Below are 19,394 nucleotides of genomic sequence, written 5' to 3' on the forward strand. Positions count from 1 at the left end.
AAAGCGCCTCGCCTGGCCCAGCTTTCTCTTGCGGTCGTGCATCGTCTGATGGAACATCCGCAGGCCGGGAAACCGCCCCGGCGCATAATGAAAGGGATCGGCGAGGATCAGGGGGATCTTTCGCCTCAATCAGGAGAACAGGGATGACGAAGTCTTTCAGCTTCGGTCTTTTGACCGCGTCCATGCTGGCGCTCAGCGCGGGCGCCGCCTTTGCGGATTACGAACTCAATATTCTTCATATCAACGATTTCCATTCACGCATCGAATCGATCAACAAGTTCGACTCCACCTGCTCGGCCGAGGAGGAAGGCAAGAAGGAATGCTTCGGCGGTGCCGCCCGTCTGAAGACCGCGATCGACCAGCGCCGTCAGGCGCTATCGGGCAAGAACGTCCTCCTCCTCAATGCCGGCGACAATTTCCAGGGCTCGCTCTTCTACACGACCTACAAGGGAGCGGCCGAAGCCGAATTCCTCAACCTGATGAAGTTCGACGCCATGACCGTCGGCAACCATGAATTCGACGACAGCGAGGACGGGCTCGCGACCTTCCTCGACAAGGTCCAGTTCCCTGTCGTGACCGCGAACGTCAAGGCGACGGCCGCCTCCAAGCTCGGTGACCGCATCAAGCCGTCGCTGGTGCTCGATGTCGGCGGCCAGAAGATCGGCATCGTCGGCGCCGTCACCAATGATACGGCAGAGCTTTCCTCCCCCGGCCCGAACGTCACGATCGCCGAAGACGTTGAGACCATCACAGCGGCCATTCAGGATCTGAAGGGCCAGGGCGTCAACAAGATCATCGCGCTGACCCATGTCGGTTATCCCCGCGATCTCGCCCTGATCGCCAAGATCCCGGATGTCGATATCGTCGTCGGCGGCCATTCCCACAGCCTGCTCTCCAACACCGACCCGAAGGCTGAAGGCCCCTACCCGACGATGGTCGACAATCCCGGTGGCTACAAGGTACCGGTCGTCCAGGCCGCCTCCTACAGCAAGTATCTCGGCGATCTCGTCGTCAATTTCGACGATAGCGGCGTCGTCAAGGATGCCAAGGGCGATCCGATCCTGATCGATTCCACCTTCACGCCCGATCCGGCCGTCATCGCCCGTATCGCCGAACTGGCAAAACCGATCGAGGACCTGCGCAAAAAGGTGATCGGCTCCTCGGAAAGCCCGATCGAAGGCGACCGCAAGGTCTGCCGCGTCAAGGAGTGCTCGATGGGCAACCTTGTGGCCGACGCCATGCTCGATCGCACCAAAAACCAGGGCGTCACCATCGCTGTTCAGAACGGCGGCGGCCTGCGTGCTTCGATCGACGGAGGCGAGATCACCCAGGGCGAGGTCATCACCGTCCTGCCTTTCCAGAACACGCTCGCGACGTTTGAGCTGAGCGGCGCAGACATCGTCAAGGCGCTCGAAAACGGCGTCAGCCAGATCGACCAGGGCGCCGGCCGCTTTCCGCAGGTCGCCGGCCTGAAGTTCTCCTTCGACCAGTCGAAACCCGTCGGCAGCCGCGTCAGCGATGTTCAGGTGAAGGACGGCGACAATTTCGCTTCGATCGATCCCGCCAAGACCTACAAAGTCGCCACCAACAACTTCATGCGGGCCGGCGGCGATGGCTATTCGATCTTCAAGGACGGCCAGAACGCCTATGACTATGGTCCGGATCTTGCCGACGTGACCGCCGAATATGTCGCCGCGCATTCGCCTTACAAGCCCTACACGGACGGCCGCGTCACGGAACTGGCGCAGGCAGCGCCTGCTCCGGCTCCCTCTGCCGAACCCAGCCCTGCACCGGCTGCTCCCGCCCCATCCACCGAGCCGGCTCCCGCACCCGCTGCCCCGGCCCCAGCAGCACCGGCTCCCGCGCCGGCGGCACCTGCAGAACCGACTCCTGCACCCGCGGCACCGGCGCCAGCAACACCCGCACCCGCTGCGGAACCGGCACCCGCACCGGCAGCCTCCACACCTGCCGCGACGACGCCTTCCACCCACGTCATCGCCGCGGGCGACACCTTCTGGGATCTCGCAGTGACCTTCTATGGCGACGGCACGCTGTGGCGGAAGCTTTCGGATGCCAATGGCAAGCCGAACCCGCGTCACCTGACGGTCGGCAAGGAGATCGAGGTCCCTGCCAAGTAAGACGATTTGTCCCGATGCCAATGGCCGGTCCGGGGTTTCCCGGGCCGGCTTTTCTTTCTATAGGGTGAACCACGATCTCCAGGCTGCGTATGAGCCGAAGAGACAGAAAGAGCTTTGGGGTCAGAATGACAGCAGATATTTCACTCCGCCCGGCCGACCATCCGGCCGTCAAATTTGGCAAGGTCGGTGTTCTGCTGGTCAATCTCGGCACGCCTGATGGCACCGATTATACCTCGATGCGCCGTTACCTCAGGGAATTCCTGACCGATCGCCGCGTCATCGAATGGTCGCCCTGGAAGTGGTATCCGATCCTGTTCGGCATCGTCCTCAACACCCGCCCGCAAAAGGTCGGTAAGGCCTATGAGTTGATCTGGAACAAGGAGAGGAACGAAAGTTATCTGCGCACCTACACCCGCAACCAGTCGGAACTGATGGCCGAGCGCCTGAAGGATCTTGATAGCGTCAAGGTCGACTGGGCGATGCGCTACGGCACGCCGTCGATCGCCTCGCGCATCGACGCGCTGAAAGAAGAAGGCTGCGACCGGATCGTGCTCTTCCCGCTCTATCCGCAATATGCGGCGGCGACGACCGCCACCGTCAACGACAAGGCCTTCCAGAAGCTGCTCTCAATGCGCTGGCAGCCGGCGCTGCGCACCGTTCCCGCCTATCATGACGACGAGACCTATATCGAAGCGCTCGCCGCATCCGTCGAAAGGCATCTTTCGACCCTCGACTGGAAGCCCGAGATGCTGCTCGCCTCCTTCCACGGCATACCGATGTCCTATTTCAAGCAAGGCGATCCCTATTACTGTCAATGCCAGAAGACCGGCCGGCTGCTGCGCGAGAGGCTCGGGCTCACCAAAGAAAACTTCATGGTGACCTTCCAGTCCCGCTTCGGGCCGGAGGAATGGCTGCAGCCCTATACCGACAAGACCGTTGAGAAGCTCGCCAAGGACGGCGTCAAACGCATCGCCGTCATCAATCCCGGATTCGTCTCCGACTGTCTGGAGACGCTGGAGGAGATCGCCGAACAGGCCGCCCACTCCTTCCACGAAAACGGCGGCGAGAAGTTCGCGCATATCCCCTGCCTCAACGATGGCGAGGACGGCATGAAGGTGCTGGAAAAGGTCGTCCGCCGCGAATTGCAGGGCTGGATCTAAGAAACCATCTTCAGAAATTTACACCGCACGGATAGTCGGCGACGACCCGACGGACCTTACCGTTCTTTCGCTTGGAAGGTGCGGCAGCCGTGCGTCATTTCCTCCTCGCAAAGAACATGCTAACTCACCACATCAGTGGTGTAGGTGGGCGCGAATGCGCCGATAGGAGGAATTTTTCATGCTGTTCGGCGGCTTCGACATCGTCGTGATCGTGCTGGTCATCTTCGTCATCCTGGTACTCTTTGCCGGGATCAAGACCGTGCCGCAGGGCTACCGCTATACGATCGAGCGCTTCGGGCGTTATACCCGCACGCTGGAGCCAGGCCTCAACCTCATCACCCCCTTCATCGAGCGTGTCGGCGCTAAGTTGAACGTCATGGAGCAGGTGCTGAACGTGCCGACCCAGGAGGTGATTACCAAGGACAATGCCTCGGTTTCGGCCGATGCCGTCTCCTTCTATCAGGTGCTCAACGCCGCCCAGGCTGCCTATCAGGTCTCCAACCTCGAAAACGCCATCCTCAATCTCACCATGACCAACATCCGCTCGGTCATGGGTTCGATGGATCTCGACGAATTGCTCTCCAACCGCGATGCGATCAACGACCGGCTATTGCGCGTCGTCGATGAGGCCGTACATCCCTGGGGCATCAAGGTCACCCGCGTCGAGATCAAGGACATTCAGCCGCCGCGCGACCTCGTCGATGCGATGGCCCGCCAGATGAAGGCCGAGCGCGAGAAGCGCGCCCAGGTGCTGGAGGCCGAAGGCTCACGCAATGCGCAGATTCTGAGAGCCGAAGGTGCCAAGCAATCCGCCATCCTGCAGGCCGAAGGCCAGCGCGAGGCTGCCTTCCGCAACGCCGAAGCCCGCGAACGCCTGGCCGAGGCCGAAGCCAAGGCGACGAAGATGGTTTCGGAAGCGATCGCCGCCGGCGACATTCAGGCGATCAACTATTTCGTCGCCCAGAAATATACCGAGGCGCTCACCTCGATCGGTTCGGCGCCCAATTCCAAGATCGTTATGATGCCGATGGAAGCCTCTTCCATCCTGAGCTCGCTCGGTGGTATCGGCGCCATTGCCCGCGAGGTCTTCGGCGATGCCGGCAACAGCCCATCAACGCCGCTGCCGGTACCGCCGCGTCCGCGTCCCGCTCCGGCGCGCTCGACGCCGCCGATCAATCCATCGACCCCCAATCCTTTCAATCCCGAGCAGGAGCGCTAAGCCATGCTGGCGAAGATCGTCGCCGAACTCGGTCCGTGGAGCTGGTGGGTCGCGGGCCTCGTGCTGCTCGCCGCGGAAATGATCGTTCCCGGCTTCTTCCTGGTCTGGATCGGCCTTGCCGCCTTGATCGTCGGCGCGCTGTCGCTGCTTTTCTGGGACAGCGCCTTTTGGGTCTGGGAGTTGCAGGCGATCCTTTTTGCGCTTCTCGCCGTTGCCACCACCTTCGCCGGCCGTCGGCTGACGCTGCGCAATGCGACGACCGACGAGCCCTTTCTCAATCAGCGCGGCGCCAGCCTCGTCGGCCGCACGGCGACGCTGCACGAACCGATCCGCGAAGGTCGCGGCCGCATTCGCCTCGACGATACGCTATGGCAGGTGATGGGACCCGACTTGCCCGTCGGAACGCAGGTGAAGGTGGTATCGAGCAACGGCCGCGACCTGACGGTCGAGCCCGTTTGATCAAATGATTCTGATCAAACGGACCTGATCAGGCGACGCCGATCCGCAGCAGGTCGTGGAAATGCACCAGCCCGACCGGCCGGCGGTCGTCGTCGATGACGATCAGCGCGCCGATGTGATGCTGGTTGAGCAGCGCCAGGGCTGCGGTCGCCAGCACCGTCTGCTTCACCGTCTTCGGCGTCCGCGTCATGATGTCGTCGACGGCAAGCTCTGAAAGATTGCGCGTCAGGTTGCGCGCCATGTCGCCTTCGGTGACGATACCGCAGAGCCGCCCATCCTCATCAAGCACGCCGACGCAGCCGAAATGCTTGCGCGACAGCACCGTGATCGCCTCCGGCATCGGTGTGCCCTTGGCAACGAGCGGCAGCCGCTCGCCGGTATGCATGACATCGGCGACATGCATCAGGCTCGCGCCCAGCTTGCCGCCCGGATGGAAGACGTGGAAATCCGTGGCGGTAAAGCCGCGCGCCTCCAACAGCGCCACCGCCAGCGCGTCGCCGATGGCAAGCTGCATCAGCGTCGAGGTCGTCGGTGCCAGCCCATTGGGGCAGGCTTCCTGTTCGTTCGGCATCAGAAGGACGATATCGGCGGCGGCGGCGAGCGAGGAGCCTTCGCTGCAGGTGATCGCGATCAGCGGAATGGAGAAGCGCCGCGTGAAGGAAATGATGCTCTTGAGTTCGGCGCTCTCGCCGCCTTTCGAAATCGCCAGCACAACGTCATCACGCTCGATCATGCCGAGATCGCCGTGATTGGCTTCCGCCGCATGCACGAAAAAGGCGGGTGTTCCGGTCGAAGCGAATGTCGCCGCGAGCTTGGCGCCGATATGCCCACTCTTGCCGACGCCGGTGACAATCACACGTCCGGAGATGTCGCCGATGACTTCGACGGCGCGTGTGAAAGGGCCGGCCAATCCATTGTCAAAAGCCTGTTCGAGCGCTTCAAGACCGCGTCTTTCGGTCTCTATCGTGCGTTTTGCCGACTCGAGCACGCTGTTTTCAACGAGGTTGATCGCTCTTCTGTTCATGAAGTTGCGTTAGACCTTTTCACTTTCCAAGTCCACCCCGCACTCTTTCTGAATTGTGAACAGCGCCCGCCGACAGCAACGAATGATTAACCACGAGGCTTTACCTTTGGGTAAGAACCGAAAGCATGTCAGGCGCGAATTGCATGGGCCAGCCAAAACAGACGAGCAGTGTGACGCCGCTCCGCGCCATGAGCCGTGCCGTCTCTTTTGCAGTGGTCGGTGGTCTGCTTCTCAGCCAGACGGCAGCCTTCGCGCAGTCCGCCTCGACACAGCCGGCAAACAGCCGCTCCGCCGCCTCCCAGGATAACCGCGCCACCAACAATGCGGCATCCGCCGCCGGTTTCGATGACGAGACCGGCGATACCATTGCGCCTACGGCAAACGGCGCGACCGCGAACGCGGACGATGCCCAGCAGCGGCCCGCCATACCGGATGCGCAAGCCGGCGACGACATTACCGGCTCCATCCTCGACGAAGACATACGCCGGCTGAACACCCGCGAGGCGCCGAGCGACGAGACGCTGCCGCGCCGCAGGGCTACCGATAGCGCCTCGACAGAGGAAACGCCGGGAATCCCGATTGGCACTTTCGTGCTCCGCCCGAGCGTCACCCAGAGCATCAACACCGAGACCACCAAGGACGGCAATACCAGGCAGCGGCGCGCCTTTCTTGAAACGGATGCCGCAGCGACACTGACTTCCGACTGGGGTCGGCACCAGCTGACCGTCACCTCGGAAGGTGCCTGGCAGAGGAATATCAGCGGCGAGGGCGAGGAGCAGCCTTCCTTTAAAGTCAACGGCGATCTCAGGCTGGATCTTCCCGACGATACGACCGCGCACCTCACCGCTGGCTATAATTTCTACCGTGAGGATACGGATGATCCCGACGCCATCGCCGACGCCGCACAGCAGTCGGACGTGCAGGAAATTTCGGCCGGCGCCTCCGTCCAACGCGATTTCGGCATCCTGCGCGGCACGACGGCACTGGCACTGACCCGCTCGATCTATTCGGATGCCAAGCTTGCGAACGGCACCACCGTCGCCCTCAGCGATCGTAACCAGACGACGGGTACGCTGCGCGGCCGCGTCGGCTACGAGCTGTCTCCCGCGCTCATTCCCTTCATCGAGGCGACGATCGGCCGTTCGGTCTATGACGAAACCCGCGACTCTGCCGGTTACGAGCGCTCCGGCCATAGCTATGGCGCCAAGGCAGGCGTCGAGGTCGATCTCGGCGAAAAGCTGAAGGGTGAAGTCGGCCTCGGCTACGAGATGGTGGATTTCGAAGACAGCCGGCTGTCCTCGATCGATACAGCCACGCTCGATGCGAGCCTGCTCTGGTCGCCGATCCGCGGCACCGATGTCAATCTCGACCTGCAGACGAGCATCCAACCCTCGACCACGGCAGGCGAAAGCGGCTACGTCTCGCACGCGCTGACGACGACGGTCACCCACCAGCTGCGCGACAATCTGGTCGGGACGATGATCGGCGGGGTCATATGGCGCGATTATCCCACGGACAGCACGATTAACGATGAGCTCGTCTATACCGCCGCAACCGGCTTGACCTGGAACATCAACCGCTATCTCGATCTGACCAGCACGCTCGGCTACGAGCTGACGACGCGCAAAGAAGGCAGCGATTCGCAGCAATGGCGAGCCGGCGTCGGTCTCAAGCTGAAACGCTAGCGCATCGGCCCGAAAATCGGAATCGATTTTCGGAAAGCACGATGCGTAGATTCAAAGTGTTGGAGCGTCCTTTGTGCATCCGTAAGGACGCACGGCGCTCTAATGCATGACGACCAAAATAAAGCGCCGCGCATCCGTTAGGACACGCGGCGCTTTATCGCGTTGAATCTGCAACTTATTTCAGGCCGGCCAGCAGTTCCCTGAAGCCGCCTTCGACGGAGGGGCGGATATCGGCGCGTTCGAGGGCGAAGGCGACGTTCGCCAGAATGAAGCCGTCCTTGGCGCCGCAGTCGTAAGTCGCGCCGCGGAAGTGGTAACCGGCGAAATCCTGTTCCTTCAGCAGCTTCAGCATGCCGTCGGTGAGCTGGATCTCGTTGCCGGCGCCACGCTCCTGGGTTTCGAGGATCTTGAAGATCTCAGGCTGCAGGATATAGCGGCCGTTGATGAAGAAGTTGGAAGGCGCCGTCCCCTTGGCAGGCTTTTCCACCATGCCGGTGATGCGGAAGCCATCGCCGATCGCCTCGCCGACGCCGACGATGCCGTATTTATGCGCCTGATCCGGCGCGCATTCCTCGACGGCAATGATATTGCCGCCGCTCTGGGCATAGAGGTCAATCATGCCCTTCATGCAGCCCTTGTCACCCTTCATGATCATATCGGGCAGCAGCAGCGCGAAGGGCTCGTCGCCGACGATCTCACGCGCGCACCACACGGCGTGGCCGAGGCCGAGCGGCTCCTGCTGGCGAGTGAAGCTCACCGTGCCTGCCTTCGGCAATTGCTGGGCGAGAAGGGTAATCTCCGCCTTCTTGGCGCGTTCGCGCAGCGTCTGTTCCAGCTCGAAATGAATGTCGAAATAATCTTCGATGACGTGCTTGTTGCGTCCGGTGACGAAGACCAGATGTTCGATCCCGGCTTCGATCGCCTCATCGACGACATATTGAATGATTGGCTTGTCGACGACGGTCAACATTTCCTTCGGAACAGCCTTTGTCGCCGGCAGGAATCGCGTTCCCAACCCGGCAACCGGAAATACTGCTTTACGAACTTTGTTGTGTTGAGCCACACCCGGCCTCCTGCTTCGATCATATCGCTTTGGAAATAGAGCTTTTTAGCTTTAACTAGTATAGAATTGCTACTGTTTTGCAAATGGTGACCGCAGCGGGCCGCCATGGTAAAGAATTTGTTGACTCCGTTCCTGTAGTCTCGGGTCTGGGCGGAAATGATGCCCCGCTGCACCAGAAACTAAAGATGACGGATACGACTGTCGATGACCCAGAATCACAAAAACTCCCTTCGTGGTCTTGCTCTCGCCCTCGTTGTCGCCGTCCAGGTGGCACTGGTCCCCGACAACGCGCAAGCTGATTCCCGCTTCCAGAAATGGATCGCGGATTTTTACCAGACTGCCGCTCAGAGTGGCATCAGTAAGGCAACCTATCAAAAGGCCTTTTCCGGAGTGAGCGAGCCCGATCCGACCGTGCTCGAAAAGGCGGCCTACCAGCCGGAATTCACCTCGAAGATCTGGGACTATGTCGATTCCCGCGTCAACCCCTATACGGTCAAGATCGGCCGCGAGATGGCTGCCAAGCACGCAAGGACGCTCGCCGCGATCGAGCAGCGCTTCGGCGTCGACAAGACCATTCTGCTGGCTATCTGGTCGATGGAATCGAATTACGGCGCAGTCCTCGACAAGGACGACCGGCTGCACTACGTGCCGCGCGCCCTGGCAACGCTTGCCTATGCCGATCCGAGCCGCGCCAAATTCGCCAAGAAACAGCTGGTCGCCGCGCTGAAGATCCTGCAGAACGGCGATGTGCCGGCGCGCGAGATGACCGGCTCCTGGGCCGGCGCCATGGGCCACACCCAGTTCATTCCGACAAGCTATCTGCTTTATGCCATCGATGCCGACGGCAACGGCCATCGCGATATCTGGAACTCGATCCCCGACGCGCTGGCGACCTCGGCCAACCTCCTAATGAAGAACGGCTGGGATACCGGCAAGACCTGGGGCTACGAGGTGGTCGTTCCCGCAGCGGCCGCCAAGCAGGCCGGCAAGACCCATACATTGGCCCAATGGGCGGCACTCGGCCTGACACGCCCGAACGGCAAGGCCTTCCGCGAGAGCGCTACCAAAGCCGTGCTGAAGATGCCGGCCGGAGCTGGCGGCCCAGGCTTCCTGATGACCGCCAACTTCTTCACCATCAAGAACTACAATGCCTCGGACAGCTACGCGCTTGCCGTCGGCCTGCTGGCCGACCAGATCGCCGGCTACGGCGGTATGCAGCAGCGTTGGCCGCGCCCGAACGGCGCACTCGACATTACCGAGAAATTCGAGCTGCAGACCCGTTTGAAAACGCTCGGCTATTACAATGGCGAGGTGGACGGCAATTTCGGCTCGGGTTCGAAGGCGGCGATTTCAGCCGTGCAGTCGCGCATCGGCATGCAGCCGGACGGCGAGCCCTCGTTGCCGCTTCTGAACGCACTGCGCCGCTAGAGTTTGCATCGGTTCGGGAATCATGCAGGGCGCTTCAAGTCTTTGTCTCATGCAGGTCGCCCCGTCCTGCCGCACGGTTTTGGCGAACCAGCATTGGAAGCGGCAGAACCGTGACCTAGATATCAGTGGGAGTGGACGCTGGCCTGCCCTGCGTGCAAGATGCCGGCAGATGCGGAACTGCCCATGACGAAGAAAATTGATCGGACCTGTAAAATCCGTTGGCTCGTGCTCGCCTTGGCGGCGGCTTCGCTGTGCCTTGGCGCTTTTGCGCCGGTGCATGTCGCCGAAGCCCAGGAGCAGCGGTATCAGCGCCGGTCGATCTTCGATTTCTTCCTTGGCCGACGCTATCTCGACGACGGCCCGCAGGCCCCTGACGTGCAGCAGCCGAGACGCCAGCAGCGCAAACGCCCGCCGGCGCAGAAAGCCATAGTCAATACCCGCACTGCACCGCCGGTCCGCGCTCCCGTACAGGAGGAGGAGCCGGCCGTACAGAAGCTCGGCGACGCCCGAAAGATCCTGATCGTCGGCGATTTCCTGGCCAGCGGCCTTGGCGACGGCCTCACCGCCGCCTTCGAGACCTCGCCGGGTGTCGTCGTCGAAGCCCGCGGCAACGTCTCCTCAGGCCTTGTCCGCGACGATTATTACGACTGGCCGGAACAGCTGCCGAAGATGATCGACGAGCTGAAGCCGGCAATGGTCGTCGTCATGATCGGCGCCAACGACCGCCAGCAGATGGTGACCGACACCGCCAAGGAAAAATTCCGCACCGATGGCTGGTTCACCGAATACCGCCGCCGCGTGCTTTCCTTCGGCAAGGAGGTCACCGACCGCAAGATCCCGCTGCTCTGGGTCGGTCTTCCCGCCTTCGAATCCGATTCGATGACGGCCGATGCCGTCCAGATGAACCAGCTCTATCGCAACCAGGTCGAAAGCATCGGCGGTGAATTCGTCGACATCTGGGATGGTTTCGTCGACGAAAACGGCAACTTCATCGTCACCGGTTCGGATGTGAACGGCCAGCAGGTGCGCCTGCGCACCTCCGATGGCATCAACCTTACGCAGGCCGGCCGGCGCAAGCTTGCCTTCTATGTGGAAAAACCGGCCCGGCGTCTGCTCGGCACGCAGGCAAGCCCCGATCTGGTCCGCCTCGACTCCAGCAATCTGCCCGGTCTCGGCCTTCCCACCAATCCGGTCGAACATACCGTGCCGATCAGTCTCTCCGATCCCAATCTCGACGGCGGCGGCGAGCTTCTCGGCGCCAGGCCGCCGCCTGTGGCTTTGACGCGGTCGCCGCGCGACCTGCTGGTCGAGCAGGGCGAAATGACGCCAGCACCTCCCGGCCGCGTTGACGATTACCGCCTGCCTGCCGTAAAGGCGCCGGCCGAAGTCTCGGTCAAATAAAGGCTGCGCGAGGCCGCCCTCCACTTCGTCCCGTTTACTTCGCCGTCGCCTGCGGCCAGCTCAGATAATAGTAGTTCGCGCCGATCAGGCCGAAAAAAGCATTGCTGTCGTTCGTCTGGTCGACGTAGCTGCCGTTTTCCTTGACGAAGGCGCCGTTGGCGCCACGCTCCAGATGCGCATCGAGGAAGTCGCTCCAGCCGCTGACATCGATATCCTGGCTGTCCTTGCTCTCCGTGTCCGCCTCGTCGGGATCGGCGACATCCCAGGCGTTGACCGACACACCCTGTGTCGGATCGGTGATGGTGAGCGTGCCCGCTTCGAGGGCGGCCAGCATGTCATGGGCCTTGCCGCTCTCGCCTTCGGCCGCAGCCGCATCCTGCAGCTGCTGCTTCAGCATCGACATGAACGAGGCGCTGGTGACGTCGGCGCCGTCACCCGTCGTGTCGGACTCGTCCGACGTGTCGCTTTGGGCCGAAAGCCTGTCGAGCAGCCCAGAAAGGGCCTGGTTGGAAAGAAGCGAGGAAGAGCTCGGATCGAGCCCGTAGCTGCTCAGAATGCTGGCAGCCGATGAACTCTGCGTATCCTGCGCGCTGTCATCGGAGCCGCGAAGGTTTTTCAGGGCATATTGGGCCGAAACCAGCCGTGTGCTGTCAAGTGCGGAAACCATTTGAAAATCCTTGTCGATCATTCGCGGCCTTGCGTCGCGACCGATGGTGAAATGTGCTGTGGCCAAAACGGCAGGGCACCTCCGCTTCGGTCGCCGCCGGCTCCTTCTGAGCCCGCGTCCGGCGGAAAATCTCGCTTCCCGGCATTGCCTGGGGCTTGCGGCGCAGAGCCTCCGCGTCAAGCGGTCGCACTACAGCGCTGTGCACCATGAAAAAACTCCGCCGGAGGGGCGGAGTTCGTGGTCTTCGGGCAGGTGTGCGGCTGGCGGTCAGTTCGGCAGAACGGTCGAGCCCATCAATTCCTCGTCGATGGCGCGCGCAGCCTGGCGGCCTTCACGGATCGCCCAGACCACCAGCGATTGGCCGCGGCGCACGTCGCCCGCCGTCCAGAACTTGTCGACCGAAGTCTTGTAGTCGCGGTCGTTGGCGACGACGTTGGTCGAGCCGCGCTTATCGGTGTTGAGCGTCAGCTTGCCGTCGAGCTCCTTCAGCACGCTGCCGGTGAACGGCCCGCGGAAACCGATGGCGATGAAGGCGAGATCGGCCCGGATGACGAATTCCGTGCCTGGAACCGGCCGCCGGCGTTCGTCGACCTCGCAGCACTTGACGCCGGTCAGCACACCGTCTTCGCCGACGAATTCAAGAGTGGCCACCTGGAATTCACGCACGGCGCCCTCGGCCTGCGAGGAAGAGGTGCGCATCTTCGTCGCCCAGAAGGGCCAGACGGCAAGCTTGTCTTCCTTCTCCGGCGGCTGCGGCCGGATGTCGAGCTGGGTGACCCTGACGGCGCCCTGGCGGAAGGCCGTGCCGACGCAGTCCGAAGCCGTATCCCCGCCGCCGACGACGACGATATGTTTGGCGCCGGCAAGGATCGGGTCCGACGGCCAGCCGACGCTGTCGATGTTCTCGCGCCCGACGCGGCGGTTCTGCTGCACCAGATAGGGCATCGCATCATGCACGCCCGCAAGGTCGGTGCCCGGAATGCCCGCCTCGCGCGGCGTCTCGGAGCCGCCGCAGTAAAGCACGGCGTCGTGATCGGCGAGCAACTGCTCGACCTTGACGTCGACGCCGATATTGACGCCGCAATGGAAGGTGACGCCCTCACCCTTCATCTGCTCGACGCGACGGTCGATGAAGTTCTTCTCCATTTTGAAGTCGGGAATGCCGTACCGCAGCAGTCCGCCCGGCTTGGTCTCGCGCTCATAGAGATGCACCTCGTGGCCGGCGCGGCCGAGCTGCTGGGCGGCCGCCATGCCGGCGGGGCCGGAGCCGATGACGGCGACCTTCTTGCCGGTATGGACCGTTGCCGGCTGCGGCCGGATGAAACCGAGTTCATAAGCCTTGTCGGCGATCGCCTGCTCGACCGTCTTGATGGCGACCGGCGCATCCTCGAGGTTCAACGTGCAAGCTTCCTCGCAAGGCGCCGGGCAGACGCGACCGGTGAACTCAGGGAAGTTGTTGGTCGAATGCAGGTTCTGGATCGCCGCTTCCCAGTTGTTGTTGTAGACGAGGTCGTTCCAATCGGGAATCTGGTTGTGAACCGGGCAGCCGGTCGGGCCGTGGCAATAAGGGATGCCACAGTCCATGCAGCGCGCGGCCTGTTTCTGCACTTCCGGGTCCGACATCGGGATCGTGAACTCGCGGAAATGACGGATACGATCCGACGCCGGCTGGTACTTTGCCACCTGCCGGTCGATTTCCAGAAACCCTGTTACCTTACCCATATCTTCGTCCCTTACCCTCATGACCGCCTCACCGCAGCCAATCTGTCTATCGTCAGTCCCGGTACCCGGGGCAAGTTGCTTGTCTTGACCGTCATTGGACCATATCCCCTGAAAGACATCCGGGCGATCTGGACAGCCTTCGCCGTCGGTGTGATCGTCACGGGTCATCGAGATATTTTCGTCACCCGTCACCTGCAGTCGTCAGGTGACGGATGTCCGGTGCAATTCATTCCGCGGCGATGCCCATCCGGCTGCGCTCCATTTCCTCGAGCGCACGCCGGTATTCGACCGGCATGACCTTGCGGAATTTCGGCCGGTAATCGGCCCAGTTGTCGAGGATCTCAGTGGCGCGGGCCGAGCCCGTATAATGCAGATGGTTGGAGATCAGCTGGTAAAGGCGCTCCTCGTCATGGCGCGTCATGTCGCCAGAGACGTCGACGCGTCCCTTGTGCATGAGATCACCGCCGTGATGATGCAGCTTCTCCAGCATGTCGTCCTCCTCGGGCACCGGCTCGAGCTCGACCATTGCCATGTTGCAGCGGCTGGCGAAATCACCGGTTTCATCGAGCACGTAGGCGACACCGCCGGACATGCCGGCTGCGAAGTTGCGGCCCGTGGCGCCGAGCACAACGACGACGCCGCCGGTCATGTATTCGCAGCCATGGTCGCCGACACCCTCGACGATGGCGATCGCGCCCGAATTGCGCACGGCGAAACGTTCGCCCGCCACACCGCGGAAGTAGCATTCGCCCTCGGTCGCACCATAAAGCACGGTGTTGCCGACGATGATCGAGTCCTCGGCGACGATCCTCGAATTCTCCGGCGGCCTGATGATGATCTTGCCGCCCGAAAGGCCCTTGCCGACATAGTCGTTGCCGTCACCGATCAGGTTGAAGGTGACGCCGCGCGCCAGGAAGGCGCCGAAGCTCTGCCCCGCCGTGCCGCGAAGCGTCACGTTGATCGTGTCTTCCTTCAGACCGCGATGGCGATAACGCTTGGCGACCTCGCCGGAAAGCATCGCGCCCACCGACCGGTCGACGTTCTTGATGCCGACCTCGAAGGCAACGGGCGTCTTGGCCGTCAGTGCCGGCTGCGCCTGTTCGATCAGCACGCGGTCGAGAATGTCGTCGATCGGGTGCTTCTGCCGGCTCGTCCAGAAGGTCTCTTCCTTGGGAGCGTCGACCTTGTGGAAGATGCGGCTGAAGTCGAGGCCCTTCGCCTTCCAGTGGTTCAGCATCTCGTCCTTCTCCAGCAGCTCCGAGGCGCCGATGATCTGGTCGAGCCGGGTGAAGCCCAGCGAGGCGAGGATTTCGCGCACTTCGTTGGCGACGAAGAAGAAGTAGTTGATGACGTGCTCCGGCGCGCCCTTGAAGCGCTTGCGCAGCACCGGATCCTGGGTCGCCACACCCACCGGACAGGTGTTGAGATGGCACTTGCGCATCATGATGCAGCCGGCGGCAATCAGCGGCGCGGTGGCAAAGCCGAACTCGTCGGCTCCAAGCAGCGCTCCGATAATAACGTCGCGGCCGGTCTTCAGGCCGCCGTCCACCTGCAGGGCGACGCGCGAACGCAAGCCGTTCAGCACCAGAGTCTGCTGGGTCTCGGCAAGGCCGATTTCCCAGGGGCTGCCGGCATGTTTGAGCGAGGTCAGCGGTGAGGCACCGGTGCCGCCGTCGAAGCCGGCGACCGTGATATGGTCGGCGCGCGCCTTGGCGACGCCGGCAGCGACCGTACCGACGCCGACTTCCGAGACCAGCTTGACCGAAACATCGGCAGTCGGGTTGACGTTCTTCAGATCGTAGATCAGCTGCGCCAGATCTTCGATGGAATAGATGTCGTGGTGCGGCGGCGGCGAAATCAAGCCGACGCCCGGTGTCGAGTGGCGGGTCTTGGCAACCGTCGCGTCAACCTTGTGACCCGGCAGCTGGCCACCTTCGCCAGGCTTGGCGCCCTGCGCCACCTTGATCTGCAGCACGTCGGCATTGACGAGATATTCGGTGGTCACCCCGAAGCGGCCCGAGGCGATCTGCTTGATCGCCGAACGCTCCGGGTTCATCGAACCATTGGCCAGCGGTATATAGCGGTCGGATTCTTCGCCGCCCTCGCCGGTGTTCGACTTGCCGCCGATCCGGTTCATGGCGATCGCCAGTGTCGTATGCGCCTCCCTGGAAATCGATCCGAAGGACATCGCCCCCGTCGAGAAACGCTTGACGATATCGGCCGCCGGCTCGACCTCGTCGATCGATACCGGCGTACGGCCGAGCGCCTCGGCGCTCTTCATCTTGAAGAGCCCGCGGATCGTGTTCATGCGCAGCGCCGAATTGTTCACCATGTCGGCGAATTCGCGGTAGCGGTCCTCGGCATTGCCGCGCACGGCATGCTGGAGGGCTGCGACCGCATCCGGCGTCCAGGCATGGCTTTCACCGCGCATGCGGTAGGCATATTCGCCGCCGATATCGAGCGTCGTGGCAAGAAGCGGATCGGTGCCGAAGGCCGCATTATGGCGGGCGACGGTTTCCGCGGCGATCGCCTCGAGGCCGACGCCTTCGATCATCGTCGCGGTTCCGAAGAAATACTTGTCGATCAGTTCCGACTGCAGGCCGATCGCATCGAAGATCTGCGCGCCACAATAGGACTGGTAGGTCGAGATGCCCATCTTCGACATGACCTTGAGGATGCCTTTGCCGACCGCCTTGATGTAGCGGTAGACGATTTCGGAAGCATCCACTTCCTTCGGGAATTCGCCCTTGGCATGCATGTCGAGCAGCGTGTCGAAGGCGAGATAGGGGTTGATCGCCTCGGCGCCGTAGCCGGCAAGCAGGCAGAAATGATGGACTTCGCGCGGCTCTCCGGTCTCGACGACGAGACCGACCGAGGTGCGCAGCCCCTTGCGGATCAGATGGTGATGCACGGCAGCTGTGGCGAGCAAAGCAGGAATCGCGATCCGGTCCGGCCCGATCTGGCGGTCGGAGAGCACGATGATGTTGTAGCCGCCCTTGACGGCCGCTTCCGCGCGCTCGCAGAGCCGGTCGAGCATTTCGGGCATGCCTTCGGCACCACGCTCGATATCATAGGTGAAATCGAGCGTCTTGGTGTCGAAACGGTCTTCCGTATGACCGATCGAGCGGATCTTTTCGAGATCGCCATTGGTCAGGATCGGCTGACGAACCTCGAGCCGCTTGGCGTTGGCCGCCCCCTCATGGTCGAGAATGTTCGGCCGCGGCCCGATGAAGGAAACCAGGCTCATGACCAGTTCCTCGCGGATCGGGTCGATCGGCGGGTTGGTCACCTGCGCGAAGTTCTGCTTGAAATAGGTGTAGAGCAGCTTCGGCTTTTCCGACATCGCCGAGATCGGCGTATCCGTGCCCATCGAGCCGATCGCCTCCTGGCCGGTCGTCGCCATCGGCGACATCAGGATGCGTGTGTCCTCGAGCGTGTAGCCGAAGGCCTGCTGGCGGTCGAGCAGCGAGACGTCGCGGCGCAGTGCCCGCGGTTCCACCGGCTTCAGGTCTTCGAGGATGAGCTGGGTGCGATTGAGCCAGCTGCGATAGGGATGCGCCGTCGCCAGTTGCGACTTCACCTCGTCGTCGGAAATGATGCGGCCTTCTTCCATGTCGATCAGCAGCATCTTGCCCGGCTGCAGGCGCCACTTCTGGATGATCTTCTCCTCCGGAACCGGCAGCACGCCGGCTTCGGACGCCATGATGACGCGGTCGTCATCGGTGACGAGGTAGCGCGCCGGCCGCAGGCCGTTGCGGTCGAGCGTCGCGCCGATCTGCTTGCCGTCGGTGAAGGCGACGGCAGCCGGCCCGTCCCAGGGCTCCATCAGCGCCGCATGATATTCGTAGAAGGCCTTGCGTTCGGCCGCCATCGACTGGTTGCCGGCCCAGGCTTCCGGGATCAGCATCATCACGGCATGCGCCATCGAATAACCGCCGCGCACCAGGAATTCGAGCGCGTTGTCAAAGCAGGCCGTGTCCGACTGCCCCTCGTAGGAGATCGGCCAGAGCTTGGAGATGTCCTCGCCGAACAGCGGTGAGGAGACCGACGCCTGGCGCGCCGCCATCCAGTTGACGTTGCCGCGCAGCGTGTTGATCTCGCCGTTATGGGCGACCATGCGGTAGGGATGCGCGAGCTTCCATGACGGGAAGGTGTTGGTCGAGAAGCGCTGGTGCACCAGGGCGACCGCGCTTTCAAAACGCGGATCCGACAGGTCCTTGTAATAGACGCCGACCTGATAAGCCAGGAACATGCCCTTATAGACCACCGTCGCCGACGACAGCGACACCGGATAGAAATTGCTCTCCTCGCCGTCGAACTCGTCATAGATACGGTTGGAGATCACCTTGCGCAGCGTGAACAGCCGGCGCTCGAACTCGTCGTTGTTTTCGGCATCCTCGCCGGCGCCGATGAAGACCTGCACATGATGCGGCTCGGTGGCGGCAATGGCCGGCGCCTTGGAGAGCGAGGAATTGTCGACGGGCACGTCGCGAAAGCCGATGAAGACCTGACCTTCCTCGGTGATGACATCCTTGATCACCTTCTTGAAGTGCTCGATCTGCTTTTCATCGCGCGGCATGAAGATATGGCCGACGCCATATTCGCCGACCGGCGGCAGGGTGATGCCCTGCTCGGCCATCTCCTCGCGGAAGAAACGGTCGGGGATCTGCACCAGGATGCCGGCGCCGTCACCCATCAGCGGATCGGCGCCGACGGCGCCGCGATGCGTCAGGTTCTCGAGGATGAACAGGCCATCCTTGACGATCTGGTGCGACTTCTGGCCCTTCATATGCGCGACGAAGCCGACGCCGCAGGCATCATGTTCGTTGCGCGGATCGTAGAGGCCTTGTTTCTTCGGCAGGCCGGAGGCGGATTTGGACATATTGGCCGTCGCGCGCAGCTCTGCAGCAGCAAACCGGTCAACTTCCATGGATGGCGTCTTCGTCATCATCTTTCCTCCTGTCGAAGCCCGCGGGGCCGCGGGCGGCTTTTCGTCCCGCGCCGCAACCCGAAGATAGGTTCGGCGCATGACAGCGCTGTTGCATTGTGAAGATCGGCCGCAGACATCTGCTTTTAAAGGAAAGCAAACCGTCGCGTTCCGCGCCTGCCATTCGCCTCCGCGCGCCGCCCTTGAGGCTTGACGCTCGGAAGAACTATAGCGTGAAAGCCGGTCTGTTCCAGGGCTTTCGGCGCCTCTTCGGTCATAAAGGCCAAAATAGGACAGCAACACTGTCCTAATTCATCAGTTCTATGCCAGAAAGCATTCGGCTCTGCAAGAGCGCTCCGTCAAAAAACGTCAATTTGCGACGGAAGATTGCCTGTGTAGCGGCGATGACGAAAGAAAATTACGTTGTGTCGTGTTATTTTGTTTATTGATTGCGTAGTTCAATTTCCGTGATGTGTCGCGGGCGACAACCTTGATCCTGTG

General features: G+C 62.1%; 12 protein-coding genes. 7 read left to right on the top strand and 5 right to left on the bottom strand.

The features are described from left to right. The first annotated feature begins 143 nt into the window (after positions 1-143). The 4 genes from HX899_RS05205 (at position 144) to HX899_RS05220 (ending at position 4,976) form a co-directional block, all read left to right on the top strand. A complete protein-coding gene (locus tag HX899_RS05205; RefSeq protein ID WP_181291778.1) occupies positions 144-2,138 on the top strand; it encodes a bifunctional UDP-sugar hydrolase/5'-nucleotidase in 1,995 nt (664 codons plus the stop codon). A gap of 125 nt (positions 2,139-2,263) precedes the next feature. Then, positions 2,264-3,298 carry a ferrochelatase gene (gene hemH / locus HX899_RS05210; protein ID WP_138333367.1) on the top strand — a complete coding sequence of 345 codons (1,035 nt, stop codon included), beginning with the start codon at positions 2,264-2,266 and terminating at the stop codon, positions 3,296-3,298. Between the two features lie 178 nt (positions 3,299-3,476). Next, complete coding sequence (locus HX899_RS05215; RefSeq protein ID WP_011653489.1) at positions 3,477-4,517, top strand: SPFH domain-containing protein; 1,041 nt, start codon at positions 3,477-3,479, stop codon at positions 4,515-4,517. Positions 4,518-4,520: 3 nt separating this feature from the next. Continuing rightward, entirely contained in the window at positions 4,521-4,976 is a 456-nt protein-coding gene (locus tag HX899_RS05220) for an NfeD family protein (protein WP_003542867.1), read from the top strand. Between the two features lie 28 nt (positions 4,977-5,004). Here HX899_RS05220 and HX899_RS05225 read toward each other — a convergent pair whose 3' ends face one another. Next, entirely contained in the window at positions 5,005-6,000 is a 996-nt protein-coding gene (locus HX899_RS05225; RefSeq protein ID WP_181291779.1) for an SIS domain-containing protein, read from the bottom strand. A 143-nt stretch (positions 6,001-6,143) separates the two neighbouring features. On the opposite strand from HX899_RS05225, the gene HX899_RS05230 reads away from it, so the two are divergent. Beyond that, positions 6,144-7,685 carry an outer membrane beta-barrel protein gene (locus HX899_RS05230; protein WP_181291780.1) on the top strand — a complete coding sequence of 514 codons (1,542 nt, stop codon included), beginning with the start codon at positions 6,144-6,146 and terminating at the stop codon, positions 7,683-7,685. A gap of 175 nt (positions 7,686-7,860) precedes the next feature. Here HX899_RS05230 and galU read toward each other — a convergent pair whose 3' ends face one another. Next, entirely contained in the window at positions 7,861-8,748 is an 888-nt protein-coding gene (galU, locus tag HX899_RS05235) for a UTP--glucose-1-phosphate uridylyltransferase GalU (RefSeq protein ID WP_003542870.1), read from the bottom strand. Between the two features lie 204 nt (positions 8,749-8,952). On the opposite strand from galU, the gene HX899_RS05240 reads away from it, so the two are divergent. Both HX899_RS05240 and HX899_RS05245 read left to right on the top strand, forming a co-directional pair. Further along, entirely contained in the window at positions 8,953-10,176 is a 1,224-nt protein-coding gene (locus tag HX899_RS05240; RefSeq protein ID WP_138333364.1) for a lytic murein transglycosylase, read from the top strand. 159 nt (positions 10,177-10,335) lie between these two features. Then, a complete protein-coding gene (locus HX899_RS05245) occupies positions 10,336-11,577 on the top strand; it encodes an SGNH family hydrolase (protein ID WP_180196144.1) in 1,242 nt (413 codons plus the stop codon). 34 nt (positions 11,578-11,611) lie between these two features. On the opposite strand, the gene HX899_RS05250 is transcribed toward HX899_RS05245, so the two are convergent. The 3 genes from HX899_RS05250 to gltB all read right to left on the bottom strand — a co-directional run bounded on the left by HX899_RS05250 (position 11,612) and on the right by gltB (position 18,917). Beyond that, positions 11,612-12,244: a hypothetical protein gene (locus tag HX899_RS05250; RefSeq protein ID WP_181291781.1), complete on the bottom strand. Its 633-nt coding sequence runs from the start codon at positions 12,242-12,244 to the stop codon at positions 11,612-11,614. A 267-nt stretch (positions 12,245-12,511) separates the two neighbouring features. Then, the gene (locus tag HX899_RS05255; RefSeq protein ID WP_072640575.1) at positions 12,512-13,966 is read right to left on the bottom strand and encodes a glutamate synthase subunit beta; all 1,455 of its coding nucleotides are present in this window, start codon (positions 13,964-13,966) and stop codon (positions 12,512-12,514) included. A gap of 226 nt (positions 13,967-14,192) precedes the next feature. Continuing rightward, positions 14,193-18,917, bottom strand: coding sequence for a glutamate synthase large subunit (gene gltB / locus HX899_RS05260; protein ID WP_181291782.1), 4,725 nt, complete (start codon positions 18,915-18,917; stop codon positions 14,193-14,195). Positions 18,918-19,394: the final 477 nt, after the last annotated feature.

Source organism: Rhizobium sp. WYCCWR 11146 (assembly GCF_013591995.1).
In the GTDB taxonomy this organism is placed as follows: domain Bacteria; phylum Pseudomonadota; class Alphaproteobacteria; order Rhizobiales; family Rhizobiaceae; genus Rhizobium; species Rhizobium indicum.

Coding starts and splice junctions, on each gene's coding strand:
- HX899_RS05205 (WP_181291778.1), top strand. CDS start 144: ATGACGAAGTCTTTCAGCTTCGGTCTTTTGACCGCGTCCATGCTGGCG.
- hemH (WP_138333367.1), top strand. CDS start 2,264: ATGACAGCAGATATTTCACTCCGCCCGGCCGACCATCCGGCCGTCAAA.
- HX899_RS05215 (WP_011653489.1), top strand. CDS start 3,477: ATGCTGTTCGGCGGCTTCGACATCGTCGTGATCGTGCTGGTCATCTTC.
- HX899_RS05220 (WP_003542867.1), top strand. CDS start 4,521: ATGCTGGCGAAGATCGTCGCCGAACTCGGTCCGTGGAGCTGGTGGGTC.
- HX899_RS05225 (WP_181291779.1), bottom strand. CDS start 6,000: ATGAACAGAAGAGCGATCAACCTCGTTGAAAACAGCGTGCTCGAGTCG.
- HX899_RS05230 (WP_181291780.1), top strand. CDS start 6,144: ATGGGCCAGCCAAAACAGACGAGCAGTGTGACGCCGCTCCGCGCCATG.
- HX899_RS05240 (WP_138333364.1), top strand. CDS start 8,953: ATGACCCAGAATCACAAAAACTCCCTTCGTGGTCTTGCTCTCGCCCTC.
- HX899_RS05245 (WP_180196144.1), top strand. CDS start 10,336: ATGCCGGCAGATGCGGAACTGCCCATGACGAAGAAAATTGATCGGACC.
- HX899_RS05250 (WP_181291781.1), bottom strand. CDS start 12,244: ATGGTTTCCGCACTTGACAGCACACGGCTGGTTTCGGCCCAATATGCC.
- HX899_RS05255 (WP_072640575.1), bottom strand. CDS start 13,966: ATGGGTAAGGTAACAGGGTTTCTGGAAATCGACCGGCAGGTGGCAAAG.
- gltB (WP_181291782.1), bottom strand. CDS start 18,917: ATGATGACGAAGACGCCATCCATGGAAGTTGACCGGTTTGCTGCTGCA.